Here is a 12,707-nt window from a genome sequence, read left to right as displayed (position 1 = left end):
AGAGCAATGCAACAGTTCACCTGCGTGCCCGTCAAGCAGAAGCCGAAGTGCGCCGGTTCGCGCCGCGGCGGCCACGTGCCTCGATCCAGCGTGCGAGCGCGGTCAGCAGCAGGCACATCGCGATGTAGATCGGGCCGATCACCAGCACCACCGGGATGTAGGGGAAGCCCGCGGCGTTGATCGGCTGGCTGGCGATGGCCTTCCCGATGAACAGCAGCTCGTGGTAGGTGATGACGAAGCCGAGCGAGGTGTCCTTGAGGGTGACGACCAGCTGGCCGATCATCGTCGGCAGCATCGAGCGGACGGCCTGCGGCACCAGGATCGACGTCAGCACCTGGGTCTTGCGCATGCCCAGCCCGTACGCGGCCTCGGCCTGGCCGCGCGGGACGGCGTTGACGCCGCTGCGGATGATCTCGGCCTGGACCGCCCCGTTGTAGAGGGTGAGGCCGAGCACCAGCGCCCACATCGGCTGCTGGGCGAAGAAGGCGTAGTAGAGGCCGACGATCAGGATCAGCAGCGGCATCGCCCGGAAGAACTGGGTGAAGCCCACGCAGGCCCAGCGGACCGGCCGGTGGTCGGAGAGCTGGCCGGCCGCCAGCAGGGCGCCCAGGGTGAGCGAGAGCAGCGCGGCCAGCCCGAAGGCCTTGAGAGTGGACAGCAGGCCGTCCACGATCTGCTGCTGGACGAAGGTGTACTGGAAGGCGTCCCAGAGGTCCGGGTCGAACTGGCCGTTCTCGTCGAGCGCGCTGAAGACGTACCAGAGGAGGCCGGCGACCGCGAGGACGGAGAGGACGCCGAACACGCGGTACCGGGCGCGGGCCCTGGGGCCGGGGGCGTCGTAGAGGACGCTGGCCGTGGCCTGGCGCTGGAACAAGCTCATCGGGCCACCGCCAGTCGGGTTTCCAGGAAGCGGAAGAACGTGGCGATCGTCGCGCTGATCAGCAGGTAGGCGCAGGCCACCCAGAAGAAGATGGCGAAGATCGAGTAGCCGCGCTCGGAGAAGGTCTGCTGGGCGCTGTACAGCTCGGTGACGCTGAACGCGCCGGCGATCGCCGAGTTCCTCGGCAGGGCGATGAACACGCTGCTCATCGGGCCCAGGACGGTCCGGCCGGCCTGCGGCAGGACGATCAGGGTGAGGGTCTGGCCGAAGGTCATGCCGAGGCTGCGGGCGGCCTCCGCCTGGCCGAGCGGCACGGTGTTGATGCCGGAGCGGATCACCTCGCAGACGAACGAGGCGGTGTATCCGCCGAGTGCCAGCACCGCGAACACCAGGTGGCTGAAGTGCACGCCCAGCGGCGGCAGTCCGAAGGTGACGGCGAAGAACAGCAGGGTCAGCGGGGTGTTGCGGAAGAGCGTCACCCAGCCGGTACCGAAGGCGCGCAGCACCGGGACCGGGGAGACCCGGAAGGCCGCCAGCAGGGTGCCCAGCAGCAGGGCGAGCAGCGCGCTGAGCGCGCTCACCTCGATCGTCTGTAGGAAGCCGTCGCGGAACAACGCGAAGTTGTCGTCCTCGAACAGGAATCCCATCCGGCGGCCCTCCTCTCAGTTCATGGTCGGGAAGTCGACGTGCGGCGGGCGGATCAGTAGCGGTCGAGGGCCGGGACCTCCGGCGCCGCGGAGCCGGAGGCGCCCAGGGTCGCGTCGTACGCCTTCTTCCAGTCGCCGTTGTCCTCGTGGGCCTTGAGGGCGTCGCTGATCGCGTCGCGCAGCGCCTTGTCGTCCTTGTTGAGGCCGACGCCGTAGTTCTCCTTGGTGAACGGCTTGCCGACGACCTTGAGCTTGGGGGCGTACTTGGAGGCGTAGCCCTTGAGGATCGCGTCGTCGGTGGTGACCGCGTCGACCTCGCCGGACAGCAGCTTCTCGACGCAGGCCGAGTAGGTGTCGAACTGCGTGATCTTCGGGTTGTACTGCTGGATGTTCTTGATCGAGGTCGAGCCGGTGGCGGTGCAGACGTTCTTGCCGCCGGTGCTCTCCGGGCCGGTGATCGAGGTGTTGTCGGCCTTCACCAGCAGGTCCTGGCCGGCGATGTAGTACGGGCCGGCGAAGGAGACGCTCTTCTTGCGCTCGTCGTTGATGCTGTAGGTGCCGACGTAGAGGTCGATCTGGCCCTTGGAGATGGCCGGCTCGCGCTGCGAGGAGACCAGGGTCTGCCACTTGATCTGCTGGGGGCTGAAGCCGAGGTCGGCGGCGATCATCTTGGCGATCTCGATGTCGAAGCCGCTGCGGTCGCCGCTGGCGACGTCCTCCCAGCCGAGGTTCGGCTGGTCGGCCTTGGCGCCGATGATCAGCTGGCCGCGCTTCTTGGCCTCGGCGAGGACCGCGGAGTCGATCTTGACGTCGGTCTTGACCGTGTAGGCCGGCAGCGCCGGGGCGGCGGAGCCGCCGCTGCTCGCGGCGGTGGCGCCGGGCTTGCCGTCCTTGCCGCAGGCGGCGGTGGCGGTGAGCGCGACGGCACAGAGAGCGATGGCGAGGGTGCGGGAAGTCCTCATGCGGGGTGTTCTCCTGGGGGTGGGCCCCGGCGTCAACCGGGCTCTGGAGTCTGGGAGTCGTGCACGGGCAGGGCCGGGCGGCGCCGTTGCCGGTGGTGGCCCCGGCGGTCTCGAAGCGTCAGTGGTGGAGGATCTTCGAGAGGAAGTCCTTGGCGCGGTCGGAGCGCGGCGCGGTGAAGAAGGCGTCCGGGGTGTTCTGCTCGACGATCCTGCCGTCGGCCATGAACAGCACGCGGTTGGCGGCGGAGCGGGCGAAGCCCATCTCGTGGGTGACCACGACCATCGTCATGCCGTCGGCGGCCAGTTGGCGCATGACCTCCAGCACCTCGTTGACCATCTCCGGGTCCAGCGCCGAGGTGGGCTCGTCGAAGAGCATCACCTTGGGCTTCATCGCCAGCGCCCGGGCGATCGCCACGCGCTGCTGCTGGCCGCCGGAGAGCTGGGCCGGGTACTTGTCCGCCTGTGCGCCGACGCCGACCCGCTGCAGCAGCTCCCGGGCGGTCTTCTCGGCCTCCGGGCGGGGCACCTTGCGCACCTTCACCTGGCCGATGACCACGTTCTCCAGCACGGTCTTGTGCGCGAACAGGTTGAAGCTCTGGAACACCATGCCGACCTCGGCGCGCAGCCGGGCCAGCTCCTTGCCCTCGGCGGGCAGCGGCCGGCCGTCGATGGTGATCGCGCCGGAGTCGATCGTCTCCAGCCGGTTGATGGTCCGGCAGAGCGTGGACTTGCCCGAACCGGACGGGCCGATCAGCACGACCACCTCGCCCTGGGCGATCTCCAGGTCGATGTCCTGCAGCACGTGCAGCGCGCCGTAGTGCTTGTTGACGTTGTTCAGCACGACCAGCGGGGCGGCTGCGGGGGTGGAGTCCTCGACGGGGCTCTCGGTCATCGCGCCTGCTCCCTCTGTCGTCGAATGGTGCCCGAGAAGTCTCAACTTCCTTGTGGGGCAACGGTGGTGCGAATCCGGGGGCCGCGGCCGGCGGAGCCGCAGCCCCCGGTGGGCCGACCTTAGGAGCCATGACGGTTCGCCGTCAGCCGATCTGAGCGGAACTTGAGGATCACGAAACGGCCACACGCCGCCCACGCGCCGTTCGCGCGGGCGCCCACGGGGCATGTCACAGCGGAAACCGCTCCGGTGCTCCCCGTCCCCCACGGGCCCGGAGCGCGGTCGAGCCTGGCGCCGGGCCGTTCACTGGCCCATACTGCGCAGGACCGGCACCTGACCGATCGGTCGGGTGATCACCGGCGATCACGTGGGGGAAGGAGGAGAACAGGATGCGACTGCTGCTCGTCGAGGACGACGAACGCGTGGCCGCCGCGCTGGTCGCGGTGCTCGGTCGGCACGGCTTCCAGGTCCGGCACGCCCGCAGCGGGCACGAGGCGCTGGACGCCCTCGTGCCGGACGGCAACGAGCCGTACCGCGTGGTGCTGCTCGACCTCGGGCTGCCCGACCGCGACGGTTTCGAGGTGTGCAGCCGGATCAGGGCCGGCAGCGGCGTGCCGGTGATCATGGTCACCGCCCGCGCCGACGTCCGCTCCCGGATCCACGGGCTCAACCTGGGCGCCGACGACTACGTCACCAAGCCGTACGACATGGGCGAACTGCTCGCCCGCATCCACGCCGTGGCCCGCCGCGGCGCCGCCCCCGCCGCGGTGCCCGCACCCGCGCCCGACACCGTGCCGCGCCAGCGCGGCCCGCTGGAGTCCCGCGGCATCCGGATCGACCGGGAACGCCGCCGGGTCAGCGTGGACGGCCGCGACGTGCCGCTCACCCGCAAGGAGTTCGACCTGCTCGCGCTGCTCGCCCAGAGCCCCGGCGTGGTCTACCGGCGCGAGCAGATCTTCAGCGAGGTCTGGCGCAGCGGCTGGGAGGGCAACGGGCGCACCCTGGAGGTGCACATCGGCTCGCTGCGCAACAAGCTGGCGCTGCCCGGGCTGGTCGAGGCCGTGCGCGGCGTCGGCTACCGGCTGATCCCGGACGGCCCCGCGGCCGACGAGACCCCGTCCGCCCCCGCGGAGCGCTGACCGCACGTGCGCACCCGCCTGCTCGGCATCCTGATCGCCCTCATGCTCTGCGTCCTGGCCGCCCTGGGGCTGCCGCTCGCGGCGGCGGTCGCGGCGGCCGAGCAGAGCCGGGTGGTCGTCGACCGGCTCGACGACGCGGCCCGCTTCGCCCAGGACCTGCCCACCTCCGGGGCCGCCGACTCGGCGCGCAAGGGCGACCCGGAGCCCGCCCCCGGCGACCTCGGCCGCCGGCACGCGATCGACGCCGAGGTCCGCCGCTACCACGACCTGTACGGCGTGCGCCTCGGCATCTTCCAGCGCGACGGCCTGCCGATCTCCTCCGCCCCCGAGGACTGGCGGGTGCCCGACGAGGGCTGGGGCGCCCAGGCCTTCCAGGAGGCGCTGGACGGGCGGCGCAGCCACAACCCGCCGCAGGTCTGGCCGTGGACGCCGGACCGGACGATCACCGTCGCCGCCCCGGTGGTGCGCGACGGCGACGTGGTCGCGGTGGTGCTGAGCGAGTCCCCGACCGGGGCGCTGCGCACCCGGGTGCTGCACAAGTGGCTGGTGATCGGCGCGGGCGAGGCCGCCGCGATGATCGTCGCCGTGCTGCTCGCCGTCCGGCTCACCGAGTGGGTGCTGCGCCCGGTGCGCACCCTGGACCGGGCCACCCACGACATCGCCACCGGCCGGATGGCCGCCCGGGTCGCCCCCGGCGGCGGCCCGCCCGAACTCCAGCGGCTGGCCCGCTCGTTCAACGAGATGGCGGACCACGTGGTGCTCGCCATGGACCAGCAGAAGGCCTTCGTCGCGGACGCCTCGCACCAGCTGCGCAACCCGCTGTCGGCGCTGCTGCTGCGGGTCGAGGTGCTCGGCCTGGAACTGCCCGAGGGCCACGAGGAGGAGCTCAGCGGCGTTCGGGAGGAGGGCGTCCGGCTGGCCCGGGTGCTGGACGACCTGCTCGGACTGGCCACCGCCGAGCACGCCCGCCCCGAACCGGAGCGCACCGACCTGGCCGAGCTCACCCTGGCCCGGGTGGACGCCTGGCGGCCGGTGGCCGAGCAGCGCGGGATCGGGCTGCGCTGGGACGGCCCGGCGCTCGCGATCGGGATGGCCGACCCGATCGGCTTCGGCTCGGCGCTGGACGCGGTGCTGGACAACGCGCTCAAGTTCGGCCCGGCCGGCAGCGAGGTGCGGCTGCGGGTCGCGGTGCGCCGGGACGAGGTCTCGGTGACCGTCGCCGACGCCGGTCCCGGCCTGACCGAGGACGAGCTGTCCCGGGCCGGGGACCGGTTCTGGCGCAGCGCGCGGCACCAGAACGTGGACGGCTCGGGGCTCGGACTGTCCATCGCCCGCACCCTGCTGGCGGCCGGCGGCGGCTCGCTCGGCTTCGCGCCGGTCAAGCCGACCGGGCTCGCGGTGACCCTGGCGGTGCCGCGGCCGGAGAGCTGACGGCCGGAGAGCCGGCAGTCGGAGAGCCGGCGGCTGGAGAGCCGACGGCCCTCAGGGCTTCACCGAGCGGTAGTAGCGCGCCGCGCCGGTGTGCAGCGGGAGCGGGTCGGTGTAGACGGCGGTGCGCAGGTCGACCAGCTGGGCGGCGTGCACCTGGGCGCCGATCTGGTCCCGGCTGTCGATCACCGCGCGGGTCATGCCCTCGACCAGGCCCGGGTCGGCGTCGTCCCGGGTGATCAGCAGGTTGGGCACGGCCACCGTGGCGACGGCGTCCTTCGGCTCGGCCGCCGGGTAGGTGCCCTTGGGGATGGTGGCCGCCCGGTAGGCGTCGGCGCCGCCGCCCTCGGCCTTGTGCAGGGCTTCGGCGAGGTCGCTCAGCGGCACGATCCGCATCGGGATGTGCTCGGAGAGGTCGGTGAGTGCGCTGGTGGGCAGGCCGCCGGACCAGAAGAAGGCGTCCAGCTTGTGCTCGCGCAGCTGGTCGGCGGCGTCGCCGATGCCGGCCGAGACCGGCACGATGTCGTGGTCCGGGTCCAGCCCGGCCGCGGCCAGCAGCCGCTTGGTCACCAGGTTCACCCCGGACTGGGGCAGGCCGACGCCGACCCGCAGGCCCTTGAGGTCGGCGGTGCGGCGCACCGGGGAGGAGGCCGGGACGACCAGTTGCAGGTAGTCGTCGTACAGCCGGGCGATCGCCCGCAGCCTGTCCTTGTCGGCGCCCTGGTAGTCGGCGACCGCGTCGGCGGTGGCGATCGCGAAGGTGTCCTGGCCGTGGAGCACCCGGGCGACGTTGTCCACCGAGCCCTCCGAGTTGTCCAGGGCCAGCCGCACCCCCGGCATCGTCCGGGAGACGTGGGCCTGGAGCAGCTGCCCGTACCGGTCGTAGACGCCGCGCTGCACCCCGGTGGCGAAGCGGACCTCGCCGCGCGGGTACCCGGGCGAACGGCCGGCCGACAGCCACCAGCCGCCCAGCCCGGCGACCAGCAGCACCAGCACCAGCACCGTCCGCCACAGCGGGCTGCGGGCCGCGGTGCGGACGGCGGCGCCGAGAGGGGACGGGGTGGTGGGGGTCATGAGGGGATACTGCCAGGCGCTCCGGCCGAACGGGAGTGGCAGCGGGGCGCGGAAGCACCGGCGGCGGCCGGGGAAGCACCGGCGGCGGCCGGGGAAGCGGCGGTGAAGCCGGGGGGAAGCTCAGGGAAAAGCGCTTCGCGGCTGCCCGTACCCTGGTCTGGTGAGCGGTGAGAGCGGATTGAAGAGCTACAAGGTCGTCACGCACGGCTGTCAGATGAACGTCCACGACTCCGAGCGGCTGTCCGGCCTGCTGGAGGACGCGGGCTACGTCAAGGCCGGGCCCGAGGGCGACCCGGACCTGGTGGTGTTCAACACCTGCGCGGTGCGCGAGAACGCCGACAACAAGCTGTACGGCAACCTCGGCCAGCTCGCGCCGGTCAAGACCCGCCACCGGGGCATGCAGATCGCCGTCGGCGGCTGCCTGGCGCAGAAGGACCGCGAGACCATCGTCAAGCGCGCCCCCTGGGTCGACGTGGTCTTCGGCACCCACAACATCGGCCACCTGCCGGCGCTGCTGGAGCGGGCCGCCGTCGAGCGCGAGGCCCAGGTCGAGATCCTGGAGTCGCTGGAGACCTTCCCCTCCACCCTGCCGACCCGCCGCGAGTCCGCGTACGCGGCCTGGGTCGCCATCTCGGTCGGCTGCAACAACACCTGCACCTTCTGCATCGTCCCCGCGCTGCGCGGCAAGGAGGAGGACCGCCGCCCCGGCGACGTCCTCGCCGAGATCGAGGCGCTGGTGGACGAGGGCGTCATCGAGGTGACCCTGCTCGGCCAGAACGTCAACGCCTACGGCTCCGACCTGGGCGACCGCGAGGCCTTCTCCAAGCTGCTGCGCGCCGCCGGCCGGATCGAGGGCCTGGAGCGGATCCGCTTCACCTCGCCGCACCCGCGCGACTTCACCGACGACGTGATCGCCGCGATGGCCGAGACCCCGAACGTGATGCACCAGCTGCACATGCCGCTGCAGTCCGGCTCGGACCGGGTGCTCAAGGCGATGCGCCGCTCCTACCGGCAGGAGCGTTTCCTCGGGATCATCCGGAAGGTCCGCGAGGCGATGCCGGACGCGGCCATCTCCACCGACATCATCGTGGGCTTCCCCGGCGAGACCGAGGAGGACTTCGAGGAGACGATGCACACCGTCCGCGAGGCCCGCTTCACCAACGCCTTCACCTTCCAGTACTCCAAGCGCCCCGGCACCCCGGCGGCGGAGATGGAGGACCAGGTGCCGAAGGAGGTCGTGCAGGCCCGCTACGACCGGCTGATCGCCCTCCAGGAGGAGATCTCCTGGGACGAGAACAAGAAGCAGGTCGGCCGCACCCTGGAGATCCTGGTCGCCGAGGGCGAGGGCAAGAAGGACGACGTGACCCGGCGGCTGTCCGGGCGCGCCCCCGACAACCGCCTGGTCCACTTCACCAAGCCCGAGGAGCCGGTGCGCCCGGGCGACATGGTGACCGTCGAGATCACCTACGCCGCCCCGCACCACCTGCTCGCCGAGGGCCCGACGCTCGCGGTGCGCCGCACCCGGGCCGGCGACGCCTGGGAGAAGCGCCAGGCCGAGCCCGCCGCCAAGCCGGCCGGAGTGCTGCTCGGCCTGCCGAAGATCGGCGCCCCGGCCGAGCTGCCGCTCGCCGCGCCCGCGGGCGGGGCCTGCTGCGGCGACTGACGCGCGTGCCGTGACGGCGGCCCGGCGGGAGCACCCGAGCTCCGGCCGGGCCGCCGCGCGTTCCCGGCCGGGGCCCCGTCCCCGGACGTCCCGCGTCGCCCTGCGGACGCTCGTCCGAGGACAGGGCCTAAAGTGATCCACATGCTGGTAGCCGCCGCCGTGTGCCCCTGTCCGCCGCTGCTCGTCCCCGAGGTCGCCGCCGGGGCGGCGGCCGAGCTGGACGGGCTGCGGGCCGCCTGCGACGAGGCGCTGGCGGCGCTGGTCGCGGCCGGGCCGCAGCTGGTCGTGGTGGTCGGCACCGGGCCGGCGGCCGAGGTGTGGACCGAGGGCGGGGCCGGCTCCTTCCACCGCTACGGGGTGCCGCTGGTCGCCAAGCTGCCCGGTGAGCGGGTCGAGGGGCCGGAGCTGGCGCCCTCGCTGACCGTCGGCGCCTGGCTGCTGGAGCGTGCCGGGGTGACCCTGCCGACGCACGCCTGCGCGGTGCCCGCCGACGCCCCGGCCGACCGGATGCTCGGCCTCGGCCAGGGCCTGGCCGGTCTCGCCGACCGGGTCGCCCTGCTGGTGGTCGGCGACGGCAGCGCCTGCCGCTCGGTGAAGGCGCCCGGCTACCTGGACGAGCGGGCGGAGGGCTTCGACGCCGCGCTGGCCGCCGCCCTCGGCGCGGCCGACCTGCCGGCGCTGGCCGCCCTGGACCCGGCGCTCGCCGCCGAGCTCAAGGCCGACGGCCGGGCGCCCTGGCAGGTGCTGGCCGGCGCCGCGCGGGGCGCCGGCCTCACCGGACGGCTGGGCTACCAGGACGCGCCGTACGGGGTCGGCTACTTCGTGGCGTCCTGGAGCTGAGTCCGGAACCGAGCCCGGAGCCGGGTCCTCAGGCCTGCGGGCCCTGGCCCTCCGGGCCCCCGTCCCCGTCCTCGGGCTTCGGCTTGTGGGCGAAGTCGCCGACCGCGCCCTTGGCCTTGCCGGTGCCCTGCTCGATCTTGTCGCTGTACTTGCCCTTGGTGGCCTTGTCGATCGCGTCGCCGGCCTTGTCCACGGCCTTCTCGATCTGGTCGCTGTGCTTGCCGGCGAACTCGCTGGCCTTGTCCTTGAGCTCCTCGGCCTTGCCCTTGAGGTTGTCCATCAGACCCATGGCGGTCTCACCCTTCCCTGTCGTCCGTCCATCCCCGTCTCCTGCACAACGTCCGCGCCCGGCAAAGCGTTCGCAAAGCGGAATCGACTGGGGAAACAGCCGGAAACGGTCCCGGGGACAGTCATATGGTCGCGCAGTCCGGGGAGAGCGGCAGCCCGGTCCCCGGCGCGCGGCCGGTTTTGCGAGACTGGAGCGGTGAGCAGCTCCAGTACCCCGCGTGTCGCCCCTTCCCGAGTGGTCTGCGTCGTCGGCGCGACCGCCGCCGGCAAGTCCGACCTGGCCGTCGCCATCGCCCGCAGCCTCGACGGCGAGGTGATCAACACCGACTCGATGCAGCTGTACCGGGGCATGGACATCGGCACCGCGAAGCTCACCACGGCCGAGCGCGGCGGAGTGCCGCACCACCTGCTGGACGTCTGGGACGTCACCGAGGCCGCCAGCGTCGCCGAGTACCAGCGGCTGGCCCGGGCCGAGATCGACCGGCTGCTCGCCGCCGGGCGCACGCCCGTCCTGGTCGGCGGCTCCGGGCTGTACGTCCGGGCGGCGATCGACGAGATGGAGTTCCCGGGCACCGACCCGGCCGTGCGGGCCCGGCTGGAGGCCGAACTGGAGCAGACCGGGCCGTACGAGCTGCACCGGCGGCTGGCCGAGCTGGACCCGGCGGCCGCCGAGGCGATCCTGACGAGCAACGGGCGGCGGATCGTCCGCGCCCTGGAGGTCATCGAGATCACCGGGCAGCCGTTCACCGCCAACCTGCCGAGCAACACCGCCGTGTACGACGCGGTGCAGCTCGGCGTCGCCGTGCCGCGCCCCGAGCTGGACGAGCGGATCACGCTGCGGGTCGACCGGATGTGGGAGGCCGGACTGCTGGACGAGGTCCGGGAGCTGGAGAAGACCGGGCTGCGGGAGGGGAGGACGGCCTCCCGGGCGCTCGGCTACCAGCAGGTGCTCGACCACTTCGCCGGCGAGTGCACCGAGGACGAGGCCCGGGCCGAGACCGTACGGGCCACCAAGCGCTTCGCCCGCCGCCAGGAGTCCTGGTTCCGCCGTGACGACCGGATCCACTGGCTCTCCCGACCGGCCGGAACCGACCCGGTGGAGCTGCTGGAACGGTCCCTGGAACTGATCGGACGTCAGGGAGTTCCGGCCGCGTAGCAGGGGTTTTTGGCCATTCCGGCGGTGCACCTGCGCGCGCAGGCGACCGTGCAGGACCAACCGGCGGTCACGGCCCGATCACGTGATGGCCACGGATCACCCGTCGACCCCGGTCAGGCCAGGAACGCCCCTCTGGACATGCCATCATCGATGCCGTAGGGGTCGGCCGGACGGGCCGACCGTGCCCGGCCGCGAGTCCGCTCGTGTCGAACTGTCAGGGGAGGCCGCGTGTCGACGGGTACCGGCCCCGAATCCGGTCAGAGCGGAAGCGTCACCGCCCCGGCCGAGGAGTTCGACGAGTCGACGATGGGCGACCTCCCCGTGCTGACCGGGCTGGAGGCGCCGACCTCCTACGCGGTCGCGGCGCCCGCCCTGGACACCCGCACCCCGCCCAGCGGCGCGGTGCACGAGCGGGAGATCCGCCCGCTGCGCCGGCTGCGCTGGTGGCAGACGCTGCCGATCGCCCTGGTGGGCACCCTCGGCTCACTGATGTTCGCCTTCCCGCTCGCCTTCGGCTCGGCCGGGGCGCGCGCCACCATGGTCGGGATGCTCGGGCTGCTGCTCACCGCCGCCTCGATGGGTTGGGGTGCGATGGCCGCCCGGCACGCCGGCTACAAGTGGCCGGGACTGCCGCGCCGGGGTTCCGGGCAGCGGGCCGGCTGGAAGGCGATCGCGGTCTACACCCTGATCGCGGTGGTGGCCTGCGCGCTCGCCGTCTGGCGGGTCGCCTACCTGCGCTGAGCCCGTTCCGGAGGCTCAGTACCATCGGGAGGGTGAGCACTTCCTCTCCCCAGCAGGGCGGCATCCCCTTCTTCAAGGGGCACGGCACCCAGAACGACTTCGTCATCGTCCCGGACCCGGACGGCGCCCTGGAGATCGGTCCCGAGACCGTCGCCGCGCTGTGCGACCGGCGGGCCGGCCTCGGCGGGGACGGGCTGCTGCGCGTGGTGCGGGCCGCCGCCGACCCGGCCGCCGCCGGGATGGCCGACCGGGCCGAGTGGTTCATGGACTACCGCAACTCGGACGGCAGCATCGCCGAGATGTGCGGCAACGGCCTTCGGGTCTTCGCCCGCTTCCTGGTCGAGGCCGGCCTGGCCGAGCCCGGCGAGCTGGCCGTCGCCACCCGCTCCGGGGTGCTCACCGCGAGGGTCTCCGAGGCCGCCGAGGACGGCACGCCCGGCGACGTCACCATCGACATGGGCCGGGCCCGGCTGCCCGGGCCGGACGGCATCGAGGTCGCGGTCGGCGGGCGGAGCTGGCCCGCGCTGAACGTCAACATGGGCAACCCGCACGCGGTGGCCTTCGTGGAGAGCCTGGACCACGCCGGGGACCTGTTCGCCGCGCCGCTCACCAGCCCCGCGAGCGCCTACCCGGAGGGCGTCAACGTCGAGTTCGTGGTGGACCGCGGGCCGCGGCACGTCGCGATGCGGGTGCACGAGCGCGGCTCGGGCGAGACCCGTTCCTGCGGCACCGGCGCCTGTGCCGTCGCGGTGGCGGCCATCCGCCGGGACGGCGCCGACCCGGCGGTCACCGGTGAGGCGGTCGCGTACACCGTGGACGTGCTGGGCGGGCGACTGGTCATCACCGAGCACCCGGACGGGCGCGTGGAGATGACCGGGCCGGCGGTGATCGTGGCCGAGGGGCGGCTGGACGGGCGCTGGTGGGAGTCGGCGCGCTGAGGCGGGTGGGGCCGGTGAGGCCGGTGCGCTGAGAAGGACAGCCCGGTTTGCCCATTTCGTGC

The 12,707-nt window shown here is 73.0% G+C and carries 13 protein-coding genes; 7 read left to right on the top strand and 6 right to left on the bottom strand.

Annotated elements, in window-relative coordinates; genetic code table 11:
- Positions 1-31: 31 nt before the first annotated feature.
- The 4 genes from ACFRAR_RS07455 to ACFRAR_RS07440 all read right to left on the bottom strand — a co-directional run bounded on the left by ACFRAR_RS07455 (position 32) and on the right by ACFRAR_RS07440 (position 3,381).
- Positions 32-880, bottom strand: a complete 849-nt coding sequence (locus ACFRAR_RS07455) for an amino acid ABC transporter permease (RefSeq protein ID WP_380695786.1) — start codon at positions 878-880, stop codon at positions 32-34.
- Complete coding sequence (locus tag ACFRAR_RS07450; protein WP_380695784.1) at positions 877-1,527, bottom strand: amino acid ABC transporter permease; 651 nt, start codon at positions 1,525-1,527, stop codon at positions 877-879. The genes ACFRAR_RS07455 and ACFRAR_RS07450 overlap by 4 nt, the downstream gene beginning before the upstream one ends.
- A 53-nt stretch (positions 1,528-1,580) precedes the next feature.
- Positions 1,581-2,489, bottom strand: a complete 909-nt coding sequence (locus ACFRAR_RS07445; protein WP_380695782.1) for a glutamate ABC transporter substrate-binding protein — start codon at positions 2,487-2,489, stop codon at positions 1,581-1,583.
- 118 nt (positions 2,490-2,607) lie between these two features.
- Complete coding sequence (locus ACFRAR_RS07440) at positions 2,608-3,381, bottom strand: amino acid ABC transporter ATP-binding protein (RefSeq protein ID WP_380695780.1); 774 nt, start codon at positions 3,379-3,381, stop codon at positions 2,608-2,610.
- 386 nt (positions 3,382-3,767) lie between these two features.
- Here ACFRAR_RS07440 and ACFRAR_RS07435 point away from each other — a divergent pair, with 386 nt between their 5' ends.
- Together ACFRAR_RS07435 and ACFRAR_RS07430 are read left to right on the top strand one after the other, a co-directional pair.
- Positions 3,768-4,517 carry a response regulator transcription factor gene (locus ACFRAR_RS07435; RefSeq protein ID WP_380695778.1) on the top strand — a complete coding sequence of 250 codons (750 nt, stop codon included), beginning with the start codon at positions 3,768-3,770 and terminating at the stop codon, positions 4,515-4,517.
- Positions 4,518-4,523: 6 nt separating this feature from the next.
- Positions 4,524-5,948: a sensor histidine kinase gene (locus tag ACFRAR_RS07430; protein ID WP_380695776.1), complete on the top strand. Its 1,425-nt coding sequence runs from the start codon at positions 4,524-4,526 to the stop codon at positions 5,946-5,948.
- A 51-nt stretch (positions 5,949-5,999) separates the two neighbouring features.
- Here ACFRAR_RS07430 and ACFRAR_RS07425 read toward each other — a convergent pair whose 3' ends face one another.
- Positions 6,000-7,019: a TAXI family TRAP transporter solute-binding subunit gene (locus ACFRAR_RS07425; RefSeq protein ID WP_380695774.1), complete on the bottom strand. Its 1,020-nt coding sequence runs from the start codon at positions 7,017-7,019 to the stop codon at positions 6,000-6,002.
- A gap of 160 nt (positions 7,020-7,179) precedes the next feature.
- Between ACFRAR_RS07425 and miaB the strand changes: the two genes are divergently transcribed.
- Both miaB and ACFRAR_RS07415 read left to right on the top strand, forming a co-directional pair.
- The gene (gene miaB, locus ACFRAR_RS07420) at positions 7,180-8,682 is read left to right on the top strand and encodes a tRNA (N6-isopentenyl adenosine(37)-C2)-methylthiotransferase MiaB (protein ID WP_380695772.1); all 1,503 of its coding nucleotides are present in this window, start codon (positions 7,180-7,182) and stop codon (positions 8,680-8,682) included.
- A gap of 141 nt (positions 8,683-8,823) precedes the next feature.
- Positions 8,824-9,522: a hypothetical protein gene (locus ACFRAR_RS07415; RefSeq protein ID WP_380695770.1), complete on the top strand. Its 699-nt coding sequence runs from the start codon at positions 8,824-8,826 to the stop codon at positions 9,520-9,522.
- Between the two features lie 28 nt (positions 9,523-9,550).
- Here the strand turns inward: ACFRAR_RS07415 and ACFRAR_RS07410 are convergent, their stop codons facing one another.
- Positions 9,551-9,811 carry an antitoxin gene (locus tag ACFRAR_RS07410; RefSeq protein WP_380695768.1) on the bottom strand — a complete coding sequence of 87 codons (261 nt, stop codon included), beginning with the start codon at positions 9,809-9,811 and terminating at the stop codon, positions 9,551-9,553.
- 195 nt (positions 9,812-10,006) lie between these two features.
- On the opposite strand from ACFRAR_RS07410, the gene miaA reads away from it, so the two are divergent.
- From miaA to dapF, 3 genes are all read left to right on the top strand, one after another.
- The gene (miaA, locus tag ACFRAR_RS07405) at positions 10,007-10,966 is read left to right on the top strand and encodes a tRNA (adenosine(37)-N6)-dimethylallyltransferase MiaA (protein ID WP_380695766.1); all 960 of its coding nucleotides are present in this window, start codon (positions 10,007-10,009) and stop codon (positions 10,964-10,966) included.
- A 228-nt stretch (positions 10,967-11,194) separates the two neighbouring features.
- Positions 11,195-11,707, top strand: coding sequence for a hypothetical protein (locus tag ACFRAR_RS07400; RefSeq protein WP_380695764.1), 513 nt, complete (start codon positions 11,195-11,197; stop codon positions 11,705-11,707).
- A gap of 23 nt (positions 11,708-11,730) precedes the next feature.
- On the top strand, positions 11,731-12,645 hold the full coding sequence (gene dapF, locus ACFRAR_RS07395; RefSeq protein ID WP_380695834.1) for a diaminopimelate epimerase: 915 nt from the start codon (positions 11,731-11,733) through the stop codon (positions 12,643-12,645).
- Positions 12,646-12,707 lie beyond the last annotated feature (62 nt).

Source organism: Kitasatospora sp. NPDC056651 (genome assembly GCF_042792155.1).
In the GTDB taxonomy this organism is placed as follows: domain Bacteria; phylum Actinomycetota; class Actinomycetes; order Streptomycetales; family Streptomycetaceae; genus Kitasatospora.
This window is presented reverse-complemented; position numbering and strand designations above follow the sequence as displayed.

What these genes read in the sequence shown, in the direction of transcription:
- ACFRAR_RS07410 (WP_380695768.1), bottom strand. Translation starts at nt 9,811, where the DNA reads ATGGGTCTGATGGACAACCTCAAGGGCAAGGCCGAGGAGCTCAAGGAC.
- ACFRAR_RS07435 (WP_380695778.1), top strand. Translation starts at nt 3,768, where the DNA reads ATGCGACTGCTGCTCGTCGAGGACGACGAACGCGTGGCCGCCGCGCTG.
- ACFRAR_RS07445 (WP_380695782.1), bottom strand. Translation starts at nt 2,489, where the DNA reads ATGAGGACTTCCCGCACCCTCGCCATCGCTCTCTGTGCCGTCGCGCTC.
- ACFRAR_RS07425 (WP_380695774.1), bottom strand. Translation starts at nt 7,019, where the DNA reads ATGACCCCCACCACCCCGTCCCCTCTCGGCGCCGCCGTCCGCACCGCG.
- ACFRAR_RS07415 (WP_380695770.1), top strand. Translation starts at nt 8,824, where the DNA reads ATGCTGGTAGCCGCCGCCGTGTGCCCCTGTCCGCCGCTGCTCGTCCCC.
- ACFRAR_RS07450 (WP_380695784.1), bottom strand. Translation starts at nt 1,527, where the DNA reads ATGGGATTCCTGTTCGAGGACGACAACTTCGCGTTGTTCCGCGACGGC.
- ACFRAR_RS07455 (WP_380695786.1), bottom strand. Translation starts at nt 880, where the DNA reads ATGAGCTTGTTCCAGCGCCAGGCCACGGCCAGCGTCCTCTACGACGCC.
- ACFRAR_RS07440 (WP_380695780.1), bottom strand. Translation starts at nt 3,381, where the DNA reads ATGACCGAGAGCCCCGTCGAGGACTCCACCCCCGCAGCCGCCCCGCTG.